Source organism: Stenotrophomonas sp. A3_2, assembly GCF_036624925.1.
Lineage (GTDB): Bacteria > Pseudomonadota > Gammaproteobacteria > Xanthomonadales > Xanthomonadaceae > Stenotrophomonas > Stenotrophomonas hibiscicola.
On record NZ_JAZKVY010000338.1, the window covers coordinates 1 to 25,810 of the forward strand.

Consider the following 25,810-nt stretch of genomic DNA (forward strand, 5'->3'; position numbering starts at 1 on the left):
GCGGCCCGGCCGGCTTTTGTCAATGATCGGGGGTGCCGGGGGCGGGGGCCACCTTTCCGCCGCCCGGCGTCACCGGCCGGACACCCCCCCCCCCCGGGGGTGCCGGCCGTTGGCGGCCAACCCGGGGTGGCCGGCCAGCGGCCGGCACTACCCTCTCAATGCCGCGCCCACCACAGCAGGCTCAGGCCGGCCAGCAGCACCAGCCCACCGAAGCTGCGCAGGGCCGGGCTGGGCAGGTCCAGCAGGCGTTCGGCCATGCGCTTCCAGGCGAACGGGGCGACGAACAGGAACAGGCCTTCCAGCACCGCGACCAGGCAGACGGCGGCAAACAGATCTTTCATCGGGAACTCCGGAAAAAGCACGGGGCCCGGCGTCTGGCCGGGCCCCGTGGGGTACTGCCCTGCGACCTCAGCGGTCGTTCTTCAGGTACTGCAGGAACGGGTCGTTCTTGTCGAGCACGATCACGCCATTGCCGTCGGTCATGGAGCCACGGTAGGCCTCCAGGCTGCGGTAGAACGCATAGAACGACGGATCGGCCGAGCCGGCCTTGCCATAGATGCGGGCCGCCTCGGCATCGCCTTCACCGCGCAGGCGCTGCGCATCACGCTCGGCCTCGGCGATCAGCACGGTGCTGTCGCGGTCGGCCTGGGCACGGATGGTCAGCGACTGCTCCTCGCCCTCCGCACGCAGCTTGGCCGCTTCCTGCTTGCGCTGGGCGCGCATGCGCTCGTACACGTCGTTGATCACCTGGCTGTCGGTCGGCAGGTCCACCTGCTTGATGCGCAGGTCGATCATCTGCATGCCCAGGCCAGCCACCGCTTCGTTGATGCCCTTCAGCTGCTCGGCGATCAGCTCGCTGCGGTCGCCGGACACCAGCTGCTGCAGGGTGCGCGAGTTGATCTGGTTGCGCAGCGAGTCGGTGATGATCGGCGCCAGGCGGGCGTTGGCCACACGCGGGTCGCCGCCGGTGGCACGGAAGTAGTCACCCACGTTGGAGATGTAGCCGATGGCGAAGAAGTCGACGCTGACGTCCTTCTGCTCGGCGGTGAAGTAGCGCGCCGGCGCAGTGTCGAGCACCTGGAAGCGGCGGTCGAAGACCTTCACCGTTTCCACCACCGGCACCTTGAAGTGCAGGCCCGGCTTGATGTCCGAACGCACCACCTTGCCCAGGTTCAGCACCATGGCGGTCTGGTCCTCACGGACCACGTACACCGAGCCGAGCAGGCCCAGCACCACCGCCACGATCACGGCGATCCAGATAGGACTCTTCATCGGCTGCCCTCCTCACGGCCGCTCGGTCGCCCGGTCGGGCGGCCCACCGGCCGGCCCGGATCACGGGAAGCTTCCGCCGCTGCACCCGGCAGCGACGGCATCACCACGTCCGGGTTGGCCACTGCGGCCGGAGCCGACGTGCTGGGACGGGTATCGCCGGTCATCGGCACGTAGATCAGCTGGCGGCCATCGCCACCGATCACCTTGCGGTTCTCGCTCAGCACCTGCTGCACGGTCTCCAGCCACAGGCGCTTGCGGGTCACTTCCGGAGCGTCCTTGTACTGGGCCTGCAACAGGCTGAAGCGCTGCGCGTCACCCTCGGCCTTGGACACCACGGCCTGCTTGTAGCCTTCGGCAGTGGTACGGGCGCGCGAGGCTTGGCCCCGGGCTTCCGGCACGACCTTGGCGGCATAGGCCTGGGCCTCGTTGATCAGGCGTTCCTTGACCTGCTGGGCACCGTTGACCTCGTCGAAGGCCGGCTTCACTTCCTCCGGCGGACGGGCGTCCTGCAGGGTCAGGCCGGTCACGGTCAGGCCGGTCTTGAACGCCTTCAGCAGCGCCTGCAGGCGCTCCTCGGCGGCGACGGCCAGCGGACCACGGTTGTTCAGCACGGCGTTGAGGTCGGCGCGGCCAACTTCCTCGCGCACGGCGCTCTGCGCCGACTGCTCCAGCACCTGGTTGGCATCCACGGTGCCGAACAGGTATTGCTGCGGGTCGTCGATGCGGTACTGGACGTTCAGCGAGACGTTGACGATGTTCTCGTCGCGGGTCAGCACCGGCACCTGGATCGAGAACGTCTTGATCTCGGTGGCATTGACCTTGGTGACCGATTCGATCGGCCAGGGCAGCTTGAAGTTCGGGCCGGGCTGCAGAATGCGCGAGAACTGGCCGAAGCGCAGCACCACACCGCGCTGCTGTTCGCCGATCAGCTGGAAGCTGGAGAACAGCACCAGCAGCACCACGGCTGCCACCACCCAACGCACGATGCCGCCGTCGAACAGGTCCTTCAGCGGCCCGGGCAAACCGCCCCAGCCACCACCATTGCCACCGCCGCGTGACCCGAACGGCCCGCGTCGATTGTCCTCGGGGCCTTGTCCGCCCTTGTTGCCGCCGGGTGTATTCCAGGCCATGCACGCTCCATCAAGATTTGGGCTGCGGCGCGGGCCCTTCCCGCACCGCCAGCCGTGAAACCATCACCGATCATACAAGATGGGGCGGATCGGCAGGATCGAAAGGGGGGCAACGGGGTAAGGTGGCGTTTTCCTCGAAGTCAGGCAACGCCGATGGCCCCCACCACCCCGTTCACCGCCTTCCGCATCGAAAACGACGACGCCGGCTATCGCAGCGGCCTGGTCCGGCTCGGGGTCGACGACCTCAACCCCGGCCAGGTGCTGATCCGCGCCCACTGGTCCTCGGTCAACTACAAGGACGCGCTGGCCGGTACTGGAAAAGGGAAGATCCTGCGCCGCTTCCCGCTGGTGGGCGGCATCGATGTGGCCGGCACCGTGGTCGCCAGCACCGACCCGGACTGGCGTGAAGGCGACGCGGTGCTGGCCACCGGCTGCGGCCTCAGCGAGACCCGCGACGGCGGCTACAGCCAGTACGTGCGGCTGGAATCGCGCGCGGTGATCGCCCAGCCGGCCGGGCTGACCCCACGCGAGGCGATGGTGCTGGGCACCGCCGGCTTCACTGCGGCGCTGGCCCTGCTGCGCATGCAGGACAACCGGCAGACCCCGGAACTCGGCCCGCTGGCGGTCACCGGTGCCAGCGGCGGTGTCGGTGCGCTGGCGCTGTCCATCTTCAGCCGTGCCGGCTACAGCGTGCACGCGGTCAGCGGCAAGCCGGACCAGGCAGGATTCCTGCGCAGCATCGGCGCCGCCGAGGTACTGCCGCGCGACGCGCTGGCCGACACCGGCGCGCTGCAGTCGGCCCGCTTCGGGGGTGGCCTCGATAATGCCGGAGGCGACATGCTGGCCAGCCTGCTGGCGCAGACCGTGCCCTACGGCAGCGTCGTCAGTGCCGGCCTGGCAGCCAGTCCGACGCTGGACATGACGGTGATGCCGTTCATCCTGCGCGGTGTCTCGCTGCTGGGCGTGTCCTCGGCCAATGCGCCACGCGGACTGCGTGAGGAAGTGTGGTCGCGGCTGGGTAGTGACTGGAAGCCGCAGCACCTGGACCGCATCTGCACCGCCGAAGTCGGCCTCGATGGCCTTCCTGCCGTATTCGAACGGATGCTGGCGGGCGGTTCGCTGGGTCGCACCGTGGTACGGATCGACTGAACGTCGCAGGCAGGCGACGGACGGCAGACGCGGCCCTCCCGCCGGTAATGGGCCCGCACTACACTGCGGGCATTACATGGGGAACAACATGGCACGCATTCTGATCGTCGACGACTCACCGTCGCAGCTGTTGGGGATACAGCGCATCGTCGAGAAGCTCGGGCACCAGATCCTGACCGCCACCGATGGCGCCGCCGGGGTCGAAACCGCCAAGGCCGAGCTGCCCGACCTGGTCCTGATGGACGTGGTGATGCCCAACCTCAACGGCTTCCAGGCCACCCGTACCCTCGCCCGCGACGAGGCGACCCGGCATATCCCGGTGATCCTGGTGACCACCAAGGACCAGGACACCGACCGCATGTGGGGCATGCGCCAGGGCGCCAAGGCCTACATCACCAAGCCGTTCTCGGAGGACGAGCTGTCCGAGGTGCTGGAGCGCGTGTTCGCGGGCCAGGGCTGAGACGCGCGCGGTGTTGCCGGCCGCTGCCCGGCAACCACGCATCACCGTCCAGGGCAATGAAGTTGCCGGCCAGCGGCCGGCACCACCTTCAAATGGTCTCGCCGAACGCCTTGGCCAGATTGCGGTACGCCTTCTTCTGCGCCTCATCGGTCGCAGCCGGGGCCACGATCTCGATTTCGACGATCTGGTCGCCGTCCGGGCTGCCCGGCAGGCCACGGCCACGCAGGCGCAGCTTGCGGCCGGCATCGGAATCGGCCGGAATCTTGAGTTCCACCGCACCACCCAGGGTCGGCACGCTGATGCTGGTGCCCAGCGCGGCCTGCCACGGCGTGAGCGGCAGCGTATAGAGGATGTTGCGACCATCGACCTCGAACTGCGGGTGGGCGGCGTATTCCACCTCCAGCAGCAGATTGCCGCCATGGTTGCCCTGCCCTGCCAAGCGGATCACCTGGCCCGGGCGGATGCCCTTGGGCACGCGCACGTCCAGCTGCTTGCCGTTGACGGTGATGCGCAGGCTGTCGCCGCTGTAGGCCGCTTCCAGTGGCACCGACAGCTTGGCGCGGGTATCGCGGTTGGGCGCATGGCCCTGGCTGCTGAAGCCCGGACCGGCCCCCGCGCCCGCTCCACCGCGCTGGCGCGCGAACAGGCTTTCGAAGAAGTCGCTGAAGCCGCCGTTGGGGCCGCCGCCACCGAACACTTCCTCGAAATTGAAACCACCGGCGCCGCCGTAGTTCGGCGGCACGTTGAACTCCTCGCCCGGGCGATAGCCCTGCGCGCGCAGCTGGTCATAGGCCGCACGCTTTTCCGGATCGCGCAGCGCCTCGTAGGCCTCGTTGACCGCCTTGAACTTGTCTTCGGCCCCGGCCTCCTTGCTGACGTCCGGGTGGTACTTGCGTGCCAGCCGGCGGTAGGCGGTCTTGATCTCCGCCTCGCCCGCGCTCGGTTCCACCCCCAGGGTGGCGTAGTAATCCTTGAATTCCATCCAGCTACCTCGATTCGCTTCGGCCGCGCTGGTGGCGCCGCCCCGGGTTCATTCTACGCGCCTGCGAGGCTACGCCGCCCCTCGTGCGGCCCCGGTGAGGCCGACTGATCCTGCGCAATGCGGCTGCCATCCCCGTGCGCCACGCTGTGGCTGGAAGCCCCTGCCACAAAGCCGGAAGATGGAGCCTGCACACCGGGTTTCCAATGTCTTGACGCCCCTCTCCCATCCGGCCCACTAGCCTGCCCCAGCAAGGAGTTCCCATGACCATCCATGTCGGCGACCGCATTCCGGAAGTGACCCTCAAGCGCATCCGCGAGGGCATTGAAACGCTTGATACGCATTCGTTGTTCGATGCGCGCAAGGTGGTGCTGTTCGCCGTGCCCGGCGCGTTCACCCCGACGTGCTCGGCACGTCACCTTCCCGGCTACGTCGAAAAGTTCGAGGCCTTCCGCCAGCGCGGCATCGACGTCTACTGCATGGCCGTCAACGACCCGTTCGTGATGAAGGCCTGGGCCGCCGACCAGAGCGTGCCCGACGGCCTTCTGATGCTGTCCGACGGCAATGCCGAGCTGACCCGCGCCTTGGGTCTGGAGCTTGATGCGAGCGCGTCGGGCATGGGAATCCGCTCGCGTCGTTTTGCCCTGTACGTCGACGACGGCGTAGTTCGAGAGGCCTGGGTTGAACAGCCCGGCCAGTTCGAAGTGTCTTCGGCCGAGTACGTGCTGGAGCATCTCCCCACCTGATTCCCCACCGCAGAAGGAAACGGCCAGCCATGTCCACGCAGCCAGCCAAAGCCAGCAAGCCCGCCGCGGAAATTGCCGGCATCAGCGACCGCAAGACCCTGCGCGAACGCGCCCGGCGCAACATCGAAGATGGTGCGATCACCGACAGCTACAGCGCTGACCGCGAGGTGGTGATCAAGCTGCTCAACGACGCACTGGCCACCGAGTACGTCTGCGTTCTGCGCTACTACCGGCACTACTTCATGGCCAAGGGCATGCTGGCCGACGCGGTGAAAGCCGAGTTCCTCGAGCATGCACAGCAGGAGCAGGCGCATGCCGGCAAGCTGGCCGAGCGCATCGTCCAGCTGGGCGGCGAGCCGGATCTCAACCCGGATACGCTGACCGCGCGTTCGCACGCCGTATACAAGGAAGGCAGCGACCTGCGCGACATGGTGCGCGAGAACCTGGTGGCCGAGCGCATCGCCATCGACAGCTATCGCGAGATGATCAACTTCATCGGTGACCGCGATACCACCACCAAGCGCATCCTTGAAGAGATCCTGGCGCAGGAGGAAGAACATGCCGACGAGTTCGCCGACCTGCTGGACGGGTGGATCGGGGAGTAATCGCTACGCCACGCGATCGCTGCCATCTACGGCGTTGTAGAACCGAGCCCATGCTCGGCTGACCGCTGCACGCACGTCGCAGGAGCAGCCGAGCATGGGCTCGGCTCTACAACAGCATGACGACATGCGGGAAGTGCCATCCAAGGTCGGCATCTAGCGCAGGACGTTGAACCGCACCTGCGTCCAGGCGCCGTCGGCTGCCAACGCGGTCAGGGTGTGCGTGCCGGGTTCGGCGAACTCTCGCTGCATCAGCTGCGCGCCGTGGGTCTGTGCAATCCAGCGTCCATCCAGCAGCCACTCCACCGCCTGCTCGCTGCCCAGCGCGCGCAGCTGCAGGCGTACGCCATGTTCCGAATTCGGCGCGCGCGCCAGCGTGGCGCCATCGTTGAGCCCATCGATGTGCAGCGCAACGCTGGCCTCGCGGCCATCATCACGGCAGTCCGGCGACAGCGCCGGGAGCTGCGAGGCTTCGCGCGTGGCCTTGGACAGCCATGGCGACAGCAACGCTGGCCAGCGCGCGATCTCGCGCGCGACTTCTTCGTGCGGCAAGCGGCAATCGGCTGACACGCGCAGACCGGTACGCGCATCGGCAAGGTAGCGCTGCCGACCTGGTTGCCAGCGCCGTGCTTCGCGCTCGGGGAAGGTCGGTGGTGCCGCGCCTTCCAGCAGATAGGCTGGCATCAGCCGCTGGCAGAGCGCAGCAGGCAGGCCTTCGGCACGCTCACCAGTCGGCCAGCAGATGTCTTCTTGGCTGACGCTGGCCGGCATCGGCGCAGCGGCCGAGTCACCGCGCTGGCGCGGCAGGCTGTCCACCACCTCGAACATCAGCGGCAGCGCGGTCACCGCGCCGTACTGGCCCGGTAGCGGTGTGCCGTCCGGCCGGCCCACCCACACGCCCACGGTGTAGTGGCGGGTGCTGCCAATCGCCCACGCATCGCGGTACCCGTAGCTGGTGCCGGTCTTCCACGCCACGCGCGGGCGGCCACCGACATCGAACGTCCCGACGCTGTACCCCGGCCGCGGATTCGATTCCAGCATCTCGCGCACGATCCAGCTGGCGCCGGGCGAAGCGAGGCGCCGCTCGATCATCGGCTCGTCATCGGTGTAGCGCACGCGCCCGGCGATGCCGTTGCGGTTGAGCGCGGCGAACGCGCCGACCAGGTTTTCCAACCGCGCGCCGGTGCCGCCCAGGATCAGCGACAGATTGGGCGTACTGCCTGGCGGGAAGCGCAGCTGGATGCCCGCGTGCGACAGACGTGCAGCGAAGCGCGCGGCGCCGACCCGCTGCAGCAGGTCCACCGAGGGCACGTTCAGTGACAACCGCAAAGCGCTGGACGCGCCGATCGGCCCGTTGAAGGCCATGTCGAAGTTGCCGGGGCGGTAGCTGCCGAAACTCTGCGGCGCATCCACCAGCAGGCTTTCCGAATGGATCAGGCCATCATCCAGCGCCATCGCATACAGGAACGGCTTGAGCGTGGAGCCCGGCGAGCGCCAGGCCTGCACCATGTCCACGTGGCCGAGCCGCTGGCGGTCGCCGAAGGACAGGGTGCCCACATAGGCACGTGCCTGCAGGGTCTGGTTGTCGACCACCAGCAGGGCGGCCGAGGTGCGTTCTGGCAGCGTCGAGAAGTAGCTGGCCACGCGCTCTTCCAGCGTGCGCTGCAGGCCGATATCAATGCTGCTCTGGATGCGCGCTTTGCCCGGCTGCGCTGAATGCAGTCGCTGCGCCAGCAGTGCCGCATGCAGCGGCGGCCGCAGCGAGCGCGCCACCACGTTCTCGATGCGCGCGTCCTCCACTTCCTCCGGCGTCCACGCACCCAGTTCGGCCATGCGTGACAGCACCTTGTCGCGCGCCTTCTGCGCCGCTTCCGGATGGCGGTCCGGGCGCAGCCGGCTTGGCGCCTGCGGCAGCACCGCCAGCAACGCGGCCTCGGCATGCGACAGCTGCGCCGCCGGCTTGCCCAGATAGGCCCAGCTGGCCGCTTCCACGCCCTCGATGGTGCCGCCGTAGGGCGCGCGCTCCAGATACAGGGCCAGGATCTGCTGCTTGCTCAGATGCACTTCCAGCTGCACCGCGCGCAGCATCTGCTTGAGTTTGCCCCAAGGCGTGCGCGAGTGCGGGTCGAGAATGCGCGCCACCTGCATGGTCAGGGTCGAACCGCCGGACACGATGCGGCCGCCGCGCAGCAGCTGGCCGCTGGCACGCAGCATCGCCACCGGGTTGATCCCCGGATGGCGCCAGAACCAGCGGTCTTCGTAGGTCAGCAACGCCTGCAGGTACAGCGGCGAGACGCTGTCGATCGAGGCAGGATAACGCCACACGCCCTCGGCATCGGCGAACGCACGCAGTGGCGTGCCGTCGGCGGCCACCACCAGAGTGCTGGTTTCGCGCTGCTTCGGCAGCGGGGGCGGGAAGGCGAAATCCAGCACCAGCAGCAGCGCCAGCGTGGCGGACATGCCCCAGCGCAGCCACGGCCACAGAGGCTGCAGCCGGCGGCGCAGGGCTGCCAGCCGGGTCGTCATCCTGTTCTTCATTGCAGGTTGCCAGCAGGACGGGCCGCGCCGTCGCGGCCCGTCCGCGCGGTCACGGCTGTACCACCGTGATCGTGGTCGGGTTGCTGCGGCCAACGCCGCGCAGCTGCGGCCGGTACATGTCCTCCACCAGCGGTGGCGGCACCGAGTAGGTACCCGGGGTCACCGCGCGCACCAGGTAGAACACGTTGGCCTTGCTGCCACGCGAGAGCTTCAGCGCAGCCACGTAGCGGTCGTCGCGGAACTCCTCGTGCTTGGTATCGGCCGCTTCACCGCGGTCGCTGATGGTGATGCCATCGACCACCACATCGGCCCACTGCTTGGCGTCGCCCAGGTTGAAGTTCTCGATCTCCAGGCCCGCCGGCAGCAGGTCGGTCAGCAGCGCATCGGGCATCGTGGTGTCGGCGGTGACGGTGACGCGCACGATCAGTGCTTCGCCTTCCTTCAGAGGTCGCGGCGACCACGGTTTGCCATCGGTACCGAAGTAGCTCCGTTCAATACCCAGCACGCTGTTGTCCGGCGCCGGTGCGCTGCGCGGGATGCCGGCCACGTCGATGCTGGCGAACATCGGCGGCTGCCCCTGCGGAGTGAAGCGCACACCGCTGGCCAGCTCACTGGCGCTGAAGTTGCGGCCGAACAGCTTGCGCTCGCCGATGGCTTCGGTGTTGCCACCGATCACCAGCTCTCCGGCCACCAGCGCCTTCTGGTTGGCGGCGAGCGCCTTGCCAAGACGTGCAATCGCCACCTGTTCCTGCGTGCTCAGCCACATCCAGCCGGCATTGCGACGGGCATCCAGGCCACGGCCGAGATCGACCGCACGTGCGTCCCAGGCGGGCTTGGCCAGCTTGTTCTCGTGGGTCAGCGCGATCATCAGCGCGTCATCGCGGATCGCACTGCCGTAGTCGCCGAAGTACGACGGGCGCTCGCTGCTGGACTTGGCGAAGGCCGCCGCCAGCGCGGCCTGGCCACGCTTGGCATCGCCCTGCAGCGACAACGCCACGCCCAGATGGACCAGCGACAGGCCGCCCACCGCCTTGCTGCGCTCGTTGTCGTACAGCGTGCGCAGGGTACCGAGCGGTGCACGGTTGACCCGGGCCAGCACGTAGCCCGAATAGGCCTGGTTGGCGAACTTCAGCTTCTCGCGGTCGTCCTGGCCGTAGAACTGGTTGCCGCCGGACAGCAGATCCTCGCTAAGCCGGTTGAGCGCCTTCTGCAGCACGTTGTCGGGCACCGCGAAACCGGCATCCTTGGCGTCGAGCAGGAACTCGGCGATGTACGGGGTCAGCCACGGGTTCACGTAGCCGTCGTCACCCCACATCGAGAAGTTGCCGTTGGCCACCTGCATCGACGCCAGGCGACCGAACGCACCTTCCATGCGCTCGCGACGGGTCTTGGCATCCAGGCCGTCGGCACCGAGCATCGACGACGTCGCCTGGTCCAGGATCAGCGCCGCGTAACCCTTGCTGGTGGTCTGCTCGGCACAGCCATATGGATAATTCAGCGCGCCCTGCAGTGCACTGGCGAACGGAATCGGCGGCAGCGGGCTGACCAGCAGGCGGGCATTGACCGACTCGGCCATCAGGCCATCGGTCAGGCTGTTGTCGAGGCTGACCGCGGCCAACGGATCAAGCGTGCGCACCTGCGAGCGCAGCACCTGCGGCCACGCCGCACGCACCGGCAGGTCGTAACGGCGATCGGCCTTGAAGCCGTTGCCGTCCACCCGCACCCGCACCTTGGCTACGCTGTGGCCCTCACGCGCGGACAGCGGGAAACTCAGCGTGGTCTTGGCATCGGCATGCAACTGCACGCTGCGGCTGCCCTCACCCAAGTTCAACGGGCCCTCGCTTTCCACCTTCACGTTGAACTGCCCCGGCTTGCCGGTGAAGTTCTGCACGTCCAGGGTCAAGGTGCTGCGGTCGCCCGGGGCCAGGACGCGCGGCATGCTGGCTTCGGCCAGGATCGGCGCGCGTACTATGGTTTCCACGTCGCGCTTGCCGTACTGGTCATCGCTGTAGACCAGCGCCGACACCCGCAGGGTGCCGTTGAAATCCGGCACCTTCAGGCGGATGCGGGCATTGCCCTTGGCATCGAGCTGCACCGGGCCGGAGAACAGGTCCACGGTCTGCACGCGCGCGGTCGGGCGCTTGGCCTGCGGCAATGCCTGCAGTGCCATGTCGCCACCGAACTTCAGCTTGCCGCTGCCACCATCGAAGCTCTCGATCACCCGGCTGTAGATGTCATAGGCATCGATGCCGAGGCGACGCTGGGCGAAGAAGTGCGCGCCGGCGTCGGGCACCGGGAAACGGGTGATGTTGAGGATGCCCACGTCCACCGCCGAGACGGTGACGTGCGCCATCTTGCCGGCCAACTGTGGTGCGCTGACCGTCACCGGCAGGTCCTGCTCCGGGCGCATCTGCTTGGGCGCGGCCAGGCCGACGGCCACGGTGCGGCCCTTGCGGTCCATCGGCACATGCACCACACCCACGGCACGGGCCGGAGTGATCTTGCTCGGCGCACTGCCGCCACGGAACACCAGCGCGGTGATGTAGACGTCGTGGCGTTCCCAGTCAGCGGTGACCGGAATCTTGAAGGTCGAACCCGGCTTGGCCTCGATGTCCTGCACGTACAGCATGCGGTCGGTCTCGACCATCAGGATGCCCTTGCCGGCATGCGGCGGGGTCACCGTCACTTCCAGGGTGTCGCCGGCCTTGTAGCCGGTCTTGTCCAGGCCCAGCTTGACCTTGTCCGGGCGCGCGTCCAGGCCGCGGTTGTCATCGCCCCAGCTCCAGCCGGCGCGGAACGGGTAGCGGCTGGTCAGGCCGGTGGACGGATCGAACACGTCCACGCGGTACTCGCCCCACTCCACCGGGAAATCGAAGGCGACCGCGCTGCCGCCGGCATCGACGGTGCGCGTTTCCTTGTTCTCGAAACGGCGGGTGAAATCGTAGTCCCAACGGTTGTCGTTGAAGGTCCAGTGGTAGTCGCGCAGTTCCCGCACCAGGGTGATCTTCAGGCCCTTGGCCGGCTGAGGCGCGCCGGTGGCATCCACGCGCATCAGCTCGAAGCGCGCGTTGCCGTTGGAGTCGGCACCGTCCTCGGGGTTGAACAGCGGGCGCACGCCGACCAGCGCATTGGCCGGCCACATCACCCGCTTCAGGGTACGGGTGACCGTGCGGCCACCGGTTTCATACAGGCTGCCGGACAGCACCACGGCAATCGGTGCCTTGGCCTTGGCCGCCTCTTCCGGCAATGCCACGTCCTCGCGCAGCTGGCCGTTGGCCGGCAGCGTGGTGTCGATCACGTCCTTGGCTTCGCGCGGCAGCTGCAGGGTCGGGTCACCGAAGAAGTAGCCCGGCAGGCCTTCCACCGGCTGCTGCTCGGCGGCCACCGCCATGCGCGCGGTGAAGCGGTTGCCATCGGCCGGTGCCCCGTACAGATAGGCACCATTGGCCTGCAGGCGCAGGTCCTCACCCGGCTTCAGCGTCTTCTGCGCGCTGTCCAGGTCCAGTTTCATGCGCTCGGGCAGGAACTCCTCGATGCGCAGGGTCATGCCCTGGATCGCTTCCTTGCCGGCCGGGTCGGTGCGGAACTCGACCTGCCAGCGCCCGGTCGGCGCCTCGGCGGGGATCACCTGCTCGAAATTGATGTAGCCCTGGTCACCCGGCTGCAGGCGGGTCTCGCGGAACGTCTTGCCGTCGGGCTGCTTCAGGCGCAGGAACACCGGTTGCGCCTTGACCGGCTTGCCATCGTTGTCACGCAGCAGCGCGGACAGGCGCACGGTCTCGCCCGGGCGGTACAGGTCGCGGCCGGACCAGGCATAGACATCGAACCATGCGTTGTCGCGGCCGGCCACGGCGAATTCGCTCAGGTCCAGCGCTGGCTGGTTGAACGGCAGGAAGCTGGTGTCCTTGCCGCTGCTGGCGACCAGCACGTGGGTGGCATCCAGGGTGTAGTTCAGCAGCGCATTGCCGTTGCCGTCGGTGCTGCCCTTCAGCACCACCTCGCCCTTGGCGTCGAGCACGCGCAGGTCGATGCCCTTCAGCGGCGCGCCGTCCTTGAGACCGGCGGTATGCACGAACAGCTTGTCCTTGTAGGCGCGGGTGTGCAGGCCGATGTCACTGACCGAGAAGAACGCGGTATCGAATTCGCCCTCATAGTCGCCGGTGCGCTTGAGCAGTGCGAAGTACAGGCCCGGCTCCTGCAGTTCCTTGATGTCCTGGGTCGGCAGGTAGGTCAGCACCCGCTCGTTCTGCTTGCCGCCAAGGATGAAGCGGTTGACGTAGACCGGCTCGGCCAGCTTGTTGATCGGGCTGCGCTCGTAGTCGCTGCTGAGCTCCCAGCTGCCACGGCGGCCACCGCGCTGGTACTGGCTGAAGAAGGTCGGCAGGTCCTTCTCGCGCACGCGCAGGAACTCGACGTCCACTTCCGGCACGTTCACCGAGACCACCGGCAGGCCACGGCTGTCCTTGGCCGGCAGCACGCTGCCCTGCGAGGCGAACCCAACCACCGGCTTCAGCTCGCCGCTGAACACCTTCTGCTTCAGTTCCTTGCCCAGTCGGCTGCCATCGGCGGCCAGCAGGTCCGGCGAGACCACCAGGCTGAATTCCTTGCCGGCCTCGACGAACGGGTAGCGCAGGGTCAGGCCGTCATCGGACAGCGTCCAGCTGCTGTCGTCGGTGCCGACCTTCTCCTCGAAGCGCACCAGCGTGTCGAAATCCTGGGTGCCGACCAGCGGGCGCGAGAACTCCAGCGCCAGCGACAGGCCGTCATTCTTCTGGTCCGGGTAGGCGCGCAGAAGGGTGAATTCCTTCACCTGCTCGGCCTTGGTGGTGATCGCCTCGCCACTGGCCTTGGGCAACTGCCCGCTGTCGTTGCGGCAGCCGGCCAGGCCCAGCAACAGGCCTCCTGCCAGTACCGCCGCCGCCCATCCCCACCGCTTCCGCCGTGCCGGACCGCTCATGTCGTCACTCCTTGATCGAGGTGGCCATTATAGGCAGGCCGCGTCAAGGTGTTGACGCGATTTCGGCAATTGCCGCGGGTGCGGGTGGTGCCGGCCGCTGGCCGGCAACCGGCATGGCAGGTTGGATGGGATTGCCGGCCAGCGGCCGGCACTACCGATCAAACTACCCCGGCAGGTACAGGTCCACGTAGTCGGTCACCGGCATCGCGGCCAGCGCCACCGGGTCCAGTGAAGCGGCCCAGATGCGCTGCTGCTGGACTGTCGGGAAGCGGTGGGCCAGGTGCCGGCGGAACTTGTCCATCAGCAGCGGAATGCCTTCCTCGCGACGGCGCGCGTGGCCCAGCGGGTACTCCACCAGCACCTCCGGCAGCGCGGTGCCATCGGTGAAGCGCACGCTCAGGCCGTTGGCGATGCTGCGCTTCTCAGGGTCCAGGTAATCGGCGCTGAGCTGCGGATCCTCATGACAGGCCATCTTCGCGCGCAGTGCGTCGATGCGCGGGTCGGCGGCAACGTCGTCCTCGTAATCCTCGGCCGTCAACCGCCCGTGCAGCAGCGCGATGGCGACCATGTACTGCACGCAGTGGTCGCGGTCGGCCGGGTTATGCAGTGGGCCCTGCTTGTCGATGATGCGGATGCAGGCTTCCTGGGTCCTGATCGCAATATGCGCGATGTCCTCGACCCGACGCCCCATCGCACGCAACTGCTGGTGCAGCGTGATCGCCGCCTCCACCGCGGTCTGGCCATGGAACTCGGCCGGGTAGCTGATCTTGAACAGCACGTTCTCCATCACGTAGCTGCCCAGCGGTCGCGCCAGCGTCAGCGCCTCGCCATGCATCGATACCGCTTCAAAACCCCAGGTCGGCGCGCTCAACACACTGGGATAGCCCATCTCGCCGCTGGCTGCCATCAGCGCCAGACGCACGCCACGACTGGTCGCATCGCCAGCGGCCCAGCTCTTGCGCGAGCCGGTGTTGGGCGCGTGCCGGTAGGTGCGCAGCGCTTGGCCATCGACCCAGGCCAGCGACAGCGCATTGAGCATGCGCTCGCGGTCCAGCCCGAGCAACTGCGCGACCACGGCCGTGGTGGCCACCTTGACCAGCACCACGTGGTCCAGCCCGACCCGGTTGAAGGAGTTCTGCAGCGCCAGCACGCCCTGGATCTCGTGCGCCTTGATCATCGCCAGCAGCACGTCGTGCACGGTCGGCGGCGGGCGGCGCAGGGCCTGCGCGTTGCGCCCCAGCCAGTCGCAAACAGCCAGGATGCCGCCGAGATTGTCGGAAGGATGGCCCCACTCGGCAGCCAGCCAGGTGTCGTTGAAATCCAGCCAGCGCACCATTGCGCCGAGGTTGAAGGCGGCCTGCACCGGGTCCAGCACGTAGTGCGTACCCGGCACGCGCGCGCCGTTGACCACGCTGATGCCCGGCACCAGTGGACCGAGCAGCTTGCTGCAGGCCGGGAAGGACAGCGCTTCCAGGCCGCAGCCCAGCGTATCAAGCAGGCAGTGATGCGCGGTCTGGAACGCCAGCGGTGAGTCGATGCGTACGTCGCGCACGTAATCGACGATGTCCACCAGCAGCGCATCCCACGCTGCACGCTCGTTGGATGGGGTGTGGCTGTCGGACATCGTCGATCTCCTCGTTGCGGTGCACGGTTGCCCGTGCACCATGCCAACCAAGGTTGGCATCTACCAAAGCAATCGATCTCTGCGGCCCGGTAGTCGCCAACCTTGGTTGGCGTTTACCAACGCATCACTCGGCCGGCACCCGCACTTTGCCTTCCATCAGCACGCGGGCGCTGCGGCTCATGATGGCCTTGGTCACTGTCCACTGGCCGTCAACGAGACCTGCCTGCGCACCCACGCGCAACGTGCCCGAGGGATGACCGAAGGTCACCGCTTCGCGTTCGCCGCCACCGGCGGCGCGATTGACCAGCGTGCCCGGAATCGCCGCGGCGGTACCGATCGCTACGGCGGCGGTACCCATCATCGCGTGATGCAGCTTGCCCATCGACAACGCGCGCGCATGCAGGTCGATGGCCGACGCCGGAATCGCCTTGCCACTGGACGACACGTAGTCCTGAGCCGGTGCAACGAATGCCACCTTCGGCGTGTGCTGGCGGGTCGCGGCGTCTTCCAGTTTCGGGATCAGGCCCATGCGCAGCGCGCCGTAAGCACGAATGGCCTCGAATTTCTGCAGCGCCGCCTTGTCTTCGTTGATTGCAGGCTGCAGCTCGGTGCCGGTGTAGCCCAGGTCGGCCGCATTGAGGAAGATGGTCGGAATGCCGGCCGTGATCATGGTCACCTCGAAGCTGCCCACGCCGGGCACCTCCAGGGTATCGACGAGATTGCCGGTCGGGAACATCGCGCCCGCATCGCCGTCATCAGAAGGATCGATGAATTCCAGCTGGATCTCGGCCGCCGGGAAGGTCACGCCATCCAGCTCGAAATCGCCGGTCTCCTGCACTTCGCCATCGCGCATCGGCACGTGGGCGATGATGGTCTTGCCGATGTTGGCCTGCCAGATGCGTACGGTGCACAGGCCATCGCGCGGCACCCGGGCCGGATCGATCAGCCCATTGGCGATCGCGAACGGACCCACTGCAGTACTGAGGTTGCCGCAGTTGCCGCTCCAGTCGACGAAGGCGGTGTCGATCGAGACCTGGCCGTACAGGTAGTCCACGTCGTGGTCCGGCACCGAGGCGGTGGAGATGATCACGCACTTGCTGGTGCTGGAGGTGGCGCCGCCCATGCCATCGGTCTGCTTGCCATACGGATCGGGCGAGCCGATCACGCGCATCAGCAGCGCATCGCGCGCGGCGCCCGGCACCTGAGCGGCTTCGGGCAGGTCCTGCAGGCGGAAGAACACGCCCTTGCTGGTGCCGCCGCGCATGTAGGTGGCGGGAATACGGAGTTGCGGGAGGAAGGTCATCGTCGAATCCACGCGTTTGAATTTCAGGAAATGTCTTGCATCAGTGCGTCAAGACCACGATCAACGCACCACACACGCATGATGTCCACGCGGTCCGGTAGATCGAGGTAATAGACGAGGTAGCGTTCGAAGCCCGGAACCAGCATGAACCGCAACGGCACCGGCAGCTGTGCTGCGAGGTCGGCGTGCCGGGTGGAACCCGAGCCTGGAAACACGGCGATGCGTTGAAGCGTGGTCTCCAACTCGGCGAGAAAGCGCCGACCCAGTACCAGCCCACCCTGCCGTGCAAACCACAGCGCGGCATCGGCTGCGTCGGCTTCGGCCCTTGGCCGCCATTCAATCGCCTTCACGCTCCAACCTTTCGGTCAGTTCGCGACGCATGCGCTCGAATGTGTCGGCCGTCACCGCAACGCCTGGACCAGAAGCCAGCCCCTCGGCTATCAACTGCTTGAGCAGCTCTTCGGCCTTGCTGCGCTGGCGCTGGCGGATCAGGTCACGCACGTAGTCCGACGTACTGGAGTAGCCGCCTTCACGCACTTCCTCGTCCACGAACTGCTTGAGCGGGTCGGTCAGCGAAATGTTCATGGTGGCCATGAGACTCTCCATTGGCAGTTTTTGCCAAGTCAGTGTGCGCCCTGCCCGGGTGTCGGACAAGCCCGCCCCCGGCCTCCGGGGGCAGGCATTCAGGCCGGTATCACGCCACCTTGGCCCCTTCCAGGAAGTCTTGGGCGAAGCGCTGCAGCACGCCACCGGCTTCGTAGATCGCCACTTCCTCGTCGCTGTCCAGGCGGCAGGTCACTGGCACGATCACATCCTGGCCGTCGCGGCGGTGGATGACCAGGGTCAGGTCGGCGCGCGGGGTGCGCTCGCCGATCACGTCGAAGGTCTCGGTACCGTCGATGCCCAGGGTCAGGCGGGTGGTGCCCGGCTTGAACTCCAGTGGCAGCACGCCCATGCCGATCAGGTTGGTGCGGTGGATGCGTTCGAAGCCTTCGGCCACGATCGCTTCCACACCGGCCAGGCGCACGCCCTTGGCGGCCCAGTCACGCGAGCTGCCCTGGCCATAGTCGGCACCGGCGATGATGATCAGCGGCTGCTTGCGCTCCATGTAGGTTTCGATCGCCTCCCACATGCGCATCACCTTGCCTTCCGGCTCCACGCGCGCCAGCGAACCCTGCTTCACGCTGCCGTCGTCGTTGCGCACCATCTCGTTGAACAGCTTCGGGTTGGCGAAGGTGGCGCGCTGCGCGGTCAGGTGGTCGCCGCGGTGGGTCGCGTAGGAATTGAAGTCCTCTTCGGGCAGGCCCATTTTCGCCAGGTATTCACCGGCGGCACTGGACGCCAGGATCGCGTTGGACGGCGACAGGTGGTCGGTGGTGATGTTGTCCGGCAGCACCGCCAGCGCGCGCATGCCCGACAGCGTGCGCTCACCGGCCAGTGCGCCCTCCCAGTACGGCGGGCGACGGATATAGGTGCTCTGCGGGCGCCACTCGTACAGCGGGCTGACTGCGGCACCGTGCTCCACGCGCACATTGAACATCGGGTTGTAGACGCGGCGGAACTGCTCCGGCTTCACCGAGGCCTTGACCACGGCGTCGATCTCGGCGTCGCTCGGCCAGATGTCCTTCAGGCGCACCTCGTTGCCGTCGGCGTCCACGCCCAGCACGTCCTTCTCGATGTCAAAGCGCACGGTGCCGGCGATGGCATAGGCGATCACCAGCGGCGGCGACGCCAGGAACGCCTGCTTCGCATACGGGTGGATGCGGCCATCGAAGTTGCGGTTGCCCGACAGCACGGCCGTGGCGTACAGGTCCCGGTCGATGATCTCCTGTTGGATGGCCGGATCGAGCGCGCCGCTCATGCCGTTGCAGGTGGTGCAGGCGAAGGCGACGATGCCAAAGCCCAGCTTTTCCAGGTCCGGCAGCAGTCCGGCCTCTTCCAGGTACAGCTGCACCGCCTTCGAGCCGGGCGCCAGCGAGGACTTCACCCACGGCTTGCGCAGCAGGCCGCGCTCGTTGGCCTTGCGTGCCAGCAGGCCGGCAGCGATCACGTTGCGCGGGTTGGAGGTGTTGGTGCAGCTGGTGATGGCGGCGATGATCACCGCGCCATCCGGCATCAGGCCCTGCGCCTGCTCGGCCTTGCCCGCTGCCAGCTTGGCCTCGTCGGCGATGCCGCGCTCGGCCAGCTCGGCGGTCGCCACGCGCTTGTGCGGGTTGGACGGGCCGGCCATGTTGCGCACCACGCTGGACAGGTCGAAGCGCAGCACGCGCTCGTACTGTGCGGTGGCCAGGTCGTCAGCCCACAGGCCGGTGGTGCGCGCATAGTTTTCCACCAGCGCGACCTGCGATTCCTCGCGGCCGGTCAGGCGCAGGTAATCGATGGTCTGCCCGTCGATGTAGAACATCGCGGCGGTCGCGCCGTATTCGGGGCACATGTTGGAGATGGTGGCGCGGTCACCGATGGTCAGTGCCGCCGCCCCCTCGCCGAAGAATTCAAGGTACGCGCCGACCACGCGCTCCCTGCGCAGGAATTCGGTCAGCGCCAGCACCACGTCGGTGGCGGTGATGCCCGGCTGCGGCCTGCCGGTCAGCTCGACGCCGATGATGTCCGGCAGCCGCATCCACGAGGCACGACCGAGCATCACGTTCTCCGCTTCCAGGCCGCCCACACCAATGGCGATCACACCCAGCGCATCCACGTGCGGGGTGTGGCTGTCGGTGCCCACGCAGGTGTCGGGGAAGGCCACGCCGTCCTGCACGTAGATCACCGGCGACATCTTCTCCAGGTTGATCTGGTGCATGATGCCGTTGCCCGGCGGAATCACGTCCACGTTCTGGAACGCCTGCTTGGTCCAGTCGATGAAGTGGAAACGGTCTTCGTTGCGGCGATCCTCGATGGCGCGGTTCTTCTCGAAGGCCTGCGGATCGTAGCCACCGCATTCCACCGCCAGCGAGTGATCGACGATCAACTGCACCGGCACCACCGGATTGACCTTGGCCGGGTCACCGCCCTTGTCGGCAATCGCATCGCGCAGGCCGGCCAGGTCAACCAGTGCGGTCTGGCCGAGGATGTCGTGGCACACCACGCGTGCCGGGAACCACGGGAAGTCGAGGTCGCGACGGCGCTCGATCAGCTGCTTCAGCGAATCGCCGAGCGTGGCCGGATCGCAGCGGCGCACCAGGTTCTCGGCCAGCACGCGCGAGGTGTACGGCAGAGTGGCATAGGCGCCGGGCTGGATCGCATCGACGGCGGCGCGCGCGTCGAAATAGTCCAGCGCGCTGCCGGGGAGGTTCTTGCGGTAATCGGTATTCATGGGCTGGCGGAATGCTTGGGGCGGGCCGGGTGCCGGCGGTGCGGCGGCGAAAGCATCCGGCCGGCACGCGGCCGGCCGGATGAGTACAGCAGGTGGATCAGACGCGCTTGTCGATGGCGACGAAGTCGCGGTCTTCCGGACCGATGTAATTGGCGCTCGGGCGGATGATCTTGCCGTCGATGCGCTGCTCGATGATGTGCGCGCTCCAGCCGGCGGTGCGGGCGATCACGAACAGCGGAGTGAACATCGCGGTCGGCACGCCCATCATGTGGTAGCTGACCGCACTGAACCAGTCCAGGTTCGGGAACATCTTCTTGATGTCCCACATCACCGATTCCAGGCGCTCGGCGATGTCGTACATCTTCATGCTCGACTGCTCTTCGGACAGCTCGCGGGCCACGTCCTTGATCACCTTGTTGCGCGGATCGGACACGGTATAGACCGGGTGGCCGAAGCCGATCACCACTTCCTTGCGCTCGACGCGGGCCTTGATGTCTTCCTCGGCTTCATCCGGGTTGTCGTAGCGCTTCTGCACTTCGAACGCCACTTCGTTGGCACCGCCATGCTTGGGACCGCGCAGCGCGCCGATGCCACCGCAGATCGCGCTGTACATGTCGCTGCCGGTGCCGGCGATGACGCGGCAGGTGAACGTCGAGGCGTTGAACTCGTGCTCGGCGTACAGGATCAGCGAGGTGTGCATCGCCTTCACCCACGAGTCCTGCGGCTTCTCGCCGTGCAGCAGGTGCAGGAAGTGGCCACCGATCGAGTCATCGTCGGTTTCCACGTCGATGGCACGGCCGTTGTGGCTCCAGTGGTACCAGTACAGCAGCATCGAGCCGAGGCAGGCCATCAGCTTGTCGGCAATGTCGCGCGCGCCCGGGTGGTTGTGGTCGTCCTTCTCCGGCGCCACGCAGCCGAGCACGGAGACACCAGTGCGCATCACGTCCATCGGGTGTGCCGACGGCGGCAGTTCTTCCAGCGCGGCCTTCACCGCCGCCGGGATGCCACGCAGCGACTTCAGCTTGGCCTTGTACGAAACCAGCTCGGCGCGGGTCGGCAGCTTGCCGTGCACCAGCAGGTAGGCGATCTCCTCGAATTCGCTGGTGTTGGCCAAGTCCAGGATGTCATAGCCACGGTAGTGCAGGTCGTTGCCGCTGCGGCCCACGCTGCACAGCGCGGTGTTGCCGGCAGCGGTGCCGGACAGGGCGACGGACTTCTTCGGCTTGAAGGTGGGGGTTGCGGTCGTATCGTTCATGTTTCCCTCCGAAACTTGATGGTGCAGGGTACTGCTTATTTCTTGGCGGCGAACAGCGCATCGAGCTGCTGCTCGAAGGCGTGATAGCCGATGCGGTCGTACAGCTCTTCGCGGGTCTGCATGGTCTCCACCACGTTGCGCTGATGGCCATCGCGGCGCACCGCCTGGTACACGTTCTCGGCCGCCTTGTTGGCCGCGCGGAACGCCGACAGCGGGAACAGCTGGATGGCGACGCCGGCCGAGGCCAGTTCATCGCGACTGAACAGCGGGGTGGCACCGAATTCGGTGATGTTGGCCAGCACCGGCACCTTCACCGCGTCCACGAAGCGGCGGTAGGTGTCCAGATCGTAGGCGGCCTCGGCGAAGATGCCGTCGGCACCGGCCTCGACGCAGGCGATGGCGCGCTCGATCGCCTTGTCCACGCCGTCCACCTGGATGGCATCGGTACGCGCGATCAGGAAGAAGTCCGGATCGGTCTTGGCATCGGCAGCGGCCTTCACACGGTCCACCATTTCGCCCTGCGAGACGATTTCCTTGCCCGGACGGTGACCGCAGCGCTTGGCGCCAACCTGGTCTTCGATGTGGCAGGCGGCCGCGCCTGCCTTGATCAGCGACTTCACGGTGCGCGCGATGTTGAACGCACTCGGGCCGAAGCCGGTGTCGATGTCGACCATCAGCGGCAGGTCGCAGACATCGGTGATGCGGCGCACGTCCACCAGCACGTCTTCCAGGGTGTTGATGCCCAGATCCGGCAGGCCCAGCGAGCCGGCGGCAACACCGCCACCAGACAGGTAGATGGCGCGGAAGCCGGCGCGCTTGGCCAGCAGGGCGTGGTTGGCGTTGATCGCGCCGATCACCTGCAACGGCGATTCGGCAGCCAGCGCCTCACGGAAGCGGGCACCGGCGGAGAAAGGGGCGGAAGCGGTCATGCGGCGATCCAAGTTGAAGTACGGGACAGAGGGCGCAAGCCCCGTGCCAAGCTGCAAGCCTTTGATTTCACAGACATGACCACCCCGCAACAGTGAAACATATGGAACATTGAAACGGATGTATCATGAAACATTCCGACCAATTGCTGCCGTCATGTACCTGCCCCGCACCCCGCTGCGCCACGCCGATGCCGACCCCGGCCGTCCGGTGATCTGGACCGTCAGCGTTTCGCGCCTGACCGGCCTGCTCGGCGACGTCATCCCCGAGTTCGACCGCCGTGCGCGCATCGAGCAGATCAACCTCGGCTTCGAGGAAGCCGTGGACGTGATCGGCAAACGCCTGCGCCGTGAGCATTGCGACGTAGTGATCGCCGGCGGCTCCAATGCCGCCTGGCTACGCGGGCGGCTGGAGCTGCCACTGGTGCCGATCCAGGCCAACGGCTTCGACCTGATGGAAGCGCTGGCCCGTGCCCGCCGCATAGCCAGCCGCATCGGCCTGGTCACCCACGCCAGCGACGTGCCGGTGTTCAGCAACTTCCAGCAGAGTTTCGGCCTGGATATCGAGCATCGCCGCTTCGTCACCCGCGAGGACGCGCGCGACTGCATCGCCGACCTGCGCGCCAACGGCATCGAGGTGATCGTCGGTACCGGCATGGCCATCGACCACGCCGAACAGGCCGGCCTGCCGGGCGTGCTGCTGTACTCCGCCGATTCGGTACGGCAGGCGTTCGAACACGCCCTCGAACTGACCCAGACCCTGGCACGTTCCGGCAGCAACCGCGCTGCACCGCGCCGGCGCCCGGCAGTGCGCAGCGACGCGCACGAACTGCTCGGCGACAGCGGCGCGATGGCGCAGGTACGCGCTCAAATCGCGCTCTACGCACCGCATGACAGCACCGTGCTGGTCACCGGCGAAACCGGCACCGGCAAGGAACTGGTAGCGCGCCAACTGCACGCCGCCAGCGGCCGTCGCGGGCGCTTCGTGGCGCTGAACTGCGGCGCCATCAGCGAATCGCTGCTGGAAGCGGAGCTGTTCGGCTACAGCGATGGCGCCTTCACCGGCGCACGTCGCGGTGGTCGCGTCGGCCTGGTCGAGGCCGCAGACGGCGGCACGCTGTTCCTGGATGAAATTGGTGAACTACCCCTGCCGCTGCAGACCCGCCTGCTGCGCGTGCTGGAAGAACGCGAGGTGCTGCGTGTCGGTGCCACCGAACCGACGCCGGTCGACCTGCGCGTGGTGGCCGCCACCCTGCAGTCGCTGGAGCAGCGCGCGGCGACCGGTAGTTTCCGTCGCGACCTCTACTACCGCCTGGCCGCGCTGCGGATTGCCCTGCCCTCGCTGCGGGCGAGGCGTTCGGACATCCCGCTGCTGGCACAGCACTTCTTCCGCCAGCTGCGTGGCATCGACGCGCCATTGGATGAGGATGCACTGGCGGTGCTGAGCGCAGCCCAGTGGCCCGGAAACGTGCGCGAACTGCGCAATCTGGTGGATCGACTACGCATCCATTGGCAACCCGGTGAAGGGCTGATTGATGCCGCGCGACTGCTGCAGCTTGCGCCCGAGCTGGCAAGCGAAGGCGCGACGGCACTGCCGCTGGAAAGCAACGGCAAACGCCCGCCGCGTGCGCAGCTGGAAGCATTGCTGCAGGAACATCGCAATGACCGCGAGGGCATGGCACAGGCGCTGGGCGTCTCACGCACCACGCTATGGCGCTGGCTGCGCGCGGAGGGTCTGTAGAGCCGAGCCCATGCTCGGCTGCTTCTGCAGGGACAACAGCCGAGCATGGGCTCGGCTCTACAGCAGCCCCGGCACCGCCCTGACTTACGGATACAGCAGGCGCTTGCTCCAGCGCCCTTCGGCGCCGGCTTCATAGCACCAGCGTTCGTGCAGGCGGAACTGCGCGCCGTACCAGAACTCGATGCGGTCAGGCACCACGCGCAGGCCGCTCCAGCCGTCGGGGCGCGGCACGTCCTTGCCTTCGAAGCGCGCTTCGACCTCGGCCACGCGCGCATCGAATTCCTCGCGCGTTGCCAGCGTCTTCGACTGCTGCGAGGCCCACGCGCCGATCTGGCTCATGCGCGGGCGGCTGGCGAAATAGGCGTCGGCCTCAGCATCGGCGACCTGCTCGACACGGCCCTCGATGCGTACCTGGATGCCGGCCTCGCGCAGGCTGCGCCACAGGAACAACAGCGCGGCCTGCGGATTGGCCTGCAGCTCACGGCCCTTGTGGCTGTCCAGGTGGGTATAGAAGACGAAGCCGCGCTCGTCGAAGGCCTTCAGCAGCACGGTGCGCGCCGAGGGACGGCCCTGCGTATCGGCGGTGGCCACCGTCATCGCGTTCGGCTCGACCTCGCGGCTCTGCCTGGCCTCTTCGAACAGGGCGGCAAACGTGGACAGGGCTTCTGCGTACAGGTCGCTCATGATTGCGTTCTTCTCACACGGATTGGGCTATTGTGGCTGCATGGCCGCTGCTGCGTATATGCCCCAGGTGAAAGGATTCCCCGAAACATTGGCCGAACAGGTGCTGGACGATGCACTGGGCAGCGGCGCAGCAGTTCCAGTATTGGCGATCAGCGGCCTGCAGGGGAGCGGCAAATCGACGCTGGCCGCGCAGGTGGTGGCGCGCGCCCAGTCGCGCGGCCTGAACGCCGCCACGCTGTCCATCGATGATGTCTACCTGACCCGCGCACAGCGGCAGCGGCTGGCCCGCCAGGTGCATCCGCTGCTGATCACGCGCGGCCCGCCGGGCACCCACGACCTGACGCTGGCCCACGCGGTGCTCGACGCCGTAACCGCACGCCAGCGTTTGGCGATGCCCCGCTTCGACAAGCTGGCCGACGAACGCGTGCACGAAGCGCAATGGCCGCGTATCGACCAGCCCCTCGACCTGCTGGTGTTCGAAGGCTGGTTCCTGGGCACGCCGGCGCAGGATGACGCCGCGCTGGACAGCCCGTTGAACGCACTGGAGCGCGAAGCCGACGCCGATGGTCGCTGGCGGCGCTGGTGCAACCAGGTGCTGGCCCGCGACTACCCGGCGCTGTGGCAGCGCTGCGACCGCCTGTGGTTCCTGCAGCCGCCGGATTTCTCGGTGGTACCGCGCTGGCGCTGGCAGCAGGAGCAGAACCTGCAGGCCGCGCAGCCGGGCCGGCACGGCATGAGCCGGCCACAGCTGGAGCGCTTCGTGCAGTACTACGAGCGGGTCAGCCGCCAGGCGCTGCATGCCCTGCCCGCCCTGGCCGACCACGTGGTGGTGCTGGACGGCCAGCGACAGGTGCAGGACGTGCGCTGAGCGCGCCTATTCCACCAGGAAGGTCACCCGCAGGTTGACCCGCCATTCGGTGATTTCGCCGCTGCCATTGGTCACCACCTTGGTCTCGTTCACCCAGGCGCCCTGGATGCCCTTGACCGTCTCGGAGACCTTCTTCAGACCGCTGCGCACGGCGTCCTCCACGCTCTTCGGCGAGGAGGCGGTGATTTCGATGACCTTGGCGACCGTCATGGCCTGTACTCCGGTTGGCGCGGGAAACCCCGCAGGAACGCCTACCCTGACGT

At 67.3% G+C, this 25,810-nt stretch carries 21 protein-coding genes; 6 read left to right on the forward strand and 15 right to left on the reverse strand.

The window, feature by feature from the left end:
• Positions 1-155 precede the first annotated feature (155 nt).
• The 3 genes from R5H29_RS16690 to hflK all read right to left on the reverse strand — a co-directional run bounded on the left by R5H29_RS16690 (position 156) and on the right by hflK (position 2,402).
• Complete coding sequence (locus R5H29_RS16690; protein ID WP_005410640.1) at positions 156-341, reverse strand: DUF2065 family protein; 186 nt, start codon at positions 339-341, stop codon at positions 156-158.
• Positions 342-408: 67 nt separating this feature from the next.
• On the reverse strand, positions 409-1,272 hold the full coding sequence (hflC, locus tag R5H29_RS16695; RefSeq protein ID WP_019660037.1) for a protease modulator HflC: 864 nt from the start codon (positions 1,270-1,272) through the stop codon (positions 409-411).
• On the reverse strand, positions 1,269-2,402 hold the full coding sequence (hflK, locus tag R5H29_RS16700) for an FtsH protease activity modulator HflK (RefSeq protein ID WP_005410642.1): 1,134 nt from the start codon (positions 2,400-2,402) through the stop codon (positions 1,269-1,271). Before hflK ends, hflC begins: the two co-directional genes overlap by 4 nt.
• A gap of 153 nt (positions 2,403-2,555) precedes the next feature.
• Between hflK and R5H29_RS16705 the strand changes: the two genes are divergently transcribed.
• Complete coding sequence (locus R5H29_RS16705) at positions 2,556-3,551, forward strand: YhdH/YhfP family quinone oxidoreductase (protein ID WP_180877964.1); 996 nt, start codon at positions 2,556-2,558, stop codon at positions 3,549-3,551.
• Between the two features lie 88 nt (positions 3,552-3,639).
• Entirely contained in the window at positions 3,640-4,011 is a 372-nt protein-coding gene (gene pilH, locus R5H29_RS16710; protein ID WP_005410644.1) for a twitching motility response regulator PilH, read from the forward strand.
• Positions 4,012-4,099: 88 nt separating this feature from the next.
• Here the strand turns inward: pilH and R5H29_RS16715 are convergent, their stop codons facing one another.
• Positions 4,100-4,993 carry a DnaJ C-terminal domain-containing protein gene (locus tag R5H29_RS16715; RefSeq protein ID WP_019660038.1) on the reverse strand — a complete coding sequence of 298 codons (894 nt, stop codon included), beginning with the start codon at positions 4,991-4,993 and terminating at the stop codon, positions 4,100-4,102.
• A 260-nt stretch (positions 4,994-5,253) separates the two neighbouring features.
• On the opposite strand from R5H29_RS16715, the gene R5H29_RS16720 reads away from it, so the two are divergent.
• Both R5H29_RS16720 and R5H29_RS16725 read left to right on the forward strand, forming a co-directional pair.
• Entirely contained in the window at positions 5,254-5,736 is a 483-nt protein-coding gene (locus tag R5H29_RS16720) for a peroxiredoxin (RefSeq protein WP_005410646.1), read from the forward strand.
• A 29-nt stretch (positions 5,737-5,765) separates the two neighbouring features.
• Positions 5,766-6,341 (forward strand): ferritin-like domain-containing protein, encoded by a 576-nt coding sequence (locus R5H29_RS16725; RefSeq protein ID WP_332329505.1) that lies wholly within the window; start codon positions 5,766-5,768, stop codon positions 6,339-6,341.
• 153 nt (positions 6,342-6,494) lie between these two features.
• Here R5H29_RS16725 and pbpC read toward each other — a convergent pair whose 3' ends face one another.
• The 9 genes from pbpC to prpB all read right to left on the reverse strand — a co-directional run bounded on the left by pbpC (position 6,495) and on the right by prpB (position 22,257).
• The gene (gene pbpC / locus R5H29_RS16730; RefSeq protein ID WP_332329506.1) at positions 6,495-8,876 is read right to left on the reverse strand and encodes a penicillin-binding protein 1C; all 2,382 of its coding nucleotides are present in this window, start codon (positions 8,874-8,876) and stop codon (positions 6,495-6,497) included.
• A gap of 49 nt (positions 8,877-8,925) precedes the next feature.
• Entirely contained in the window at positions 8,926-13,833 is a 4,908-nt protein-coding gene (locus R5H29_RS16735) for an alpha-2-macroglobulin (protein WP_332329507.1), read from the reverse strand.
• A 163-nt stretch (positions 13,834-13,996) separates the two neighbouring features.
• Positions 13,997-15,457 (reverse strand): bifunctional 2-methylcitrate dehydratase/aconitate hydratase, encoded by a 1,461-nt coding sequence (locus tag R5H29_RS16740; protein WP_171952949.1) that lies wholly within the window; start codon positions 15,455-15,457, stop codon positions 13,997-13,999.
• Positions 15,458-15,581: 124 nt separating this feature from the next.
• Complete coding sequence (prpF, locus tag R5H29_RS16745; protein WP_171952950.1) at positions 15,582-16,760, reverse strand: 2-methylaconitate cis-trans isomerase PrpF; 1,179 nt, start codon at positions 16,758-16,760, stop codon at positions 15,582-15,584.
• Between the two features lie 23 nt (positions 16,761-16,783).
• Positions 16,784-17,110: a type II toxin-antitoxin system RelE/ParE family toxin gene (locus R5H29_RS16750; RefSeq protein ID WP_134732028.1), complete on the reverse strand. Its 327-nt coding sequence runs from the start codon at positions 17,108-17,110 to the stop codon at positions 16,784-16,786.
• Positions 17,097-17,354, reverse strand: coding sequence for a type II toxin-antitoxin system ParD family antitoxin (locus R5H29_RS16755; protein ID WP_014648042.1), 258 nt, complete (start codon positions 17,352-17,354; stop codon positions 17,097-17,099). The genes R5H29_RS16750 and R5H29_RS16755 overlap by 14 nt, the downstream gene beginning before the upstream one ends.
• A 100-nt stretch (positions 17,355-17,454) precedes the next feature.
• Positions 17,455-20,073: a Fe/S-dependent 2-methylisocitrate dehydratase AcnD gene (gene acnD, locus R5H29_RS16760; protein ID WP_329843416.1), complete on the reverse strand. Its 2,619-nt coding sequence runs from the start codon at positions 20,071-20,073 to the stop codon at positions 17,455-17,457.
• Between the two features lie 97 nt (positions 20,074-20,170).
• Complete coding sequence (prpC, locus tag R5H29_RS16765; protein WP_005418357.1) at positions 20,171-21,328, reverse strand: 2-methylcitrate synthase; 1,158 nt, start codon at positions 21,326-21,328, stop codon at positions 20,171-20,173.
• A gap of 35 nt (positions 21,329-21,363) precedes the next feature.
• Entirely contained in the window at positions 21,364-22,257 is an 894-nt protein-coding gene (prpB, locus tag R5H29_RS16770) for a methylisocitrate lyase (protein ID WP_005418360.1), read from the reverse strand.
• A gap of 154 nt (positions 22,258-22,411) precedes the next feature.
• On the opposite strand from prpB, the gene prpR reads away from it, so the two are divergent.
• Entirely contained in the window at positions 22,412-23,995 is a 1,584-nt protein-coding gene (prpR, locus tag R5H29_RS16775; RefSeq protein WP_332329508.1) for a propionate catabolism operon regulatory protein PrpR, read from the forward strand.
• A gap of 84 nt (positions 23,996-24,079) precedes the next feature.
• On the opposite strand, the gene pdxH is transcribed toward prpR, so the two are convergent.
• Positions 24,080-24,679, reverse strand: a complete 600-nt coding sequence (gene pdxH / locus R5H29_RS16780; RefSeq protein ID WP_019660049.1) for a pyridoxamine 5'-phosphate oxidase — start codon at positions 24,677-24,679, stop codon at positions 24,080-24,082.
• 40 nt (positions 24,680-24,719) lie between these two features.
• Between pdxH and R5H29_RS16785 the strand changes: the two genes are divergently transcribed.
• A complete protein-coding gene (locus tag R5H29_RS16785) occupies positions 24,720-25,547 on the forward strand; it encodes a kinase (protein ID WP_332329509.1) in 828 nt (275 codons plus the stop codon).
• Between the two features lie 6 nt (positions 25,548-25,553).
• On the opposite strand, the gene R5H29_RS16790 is transcribed toward R5H29_RS16785, so the two are convergent.
• Positions 25,554-25,757 carry a dodecin family protein gene (locus tag R5H29_RS16790; RefSeq protein ID WP_005410663.1) on the reverse strand — a complete coding sequence of 68 codons (204 nt, stop codon included), beginning with the start codon at positions 25,755-25,757 and terminating at the stop codon, positions 25,554-25,556.
• Positions 25,758-25,810: the final 53 nt, after the last annotated feature.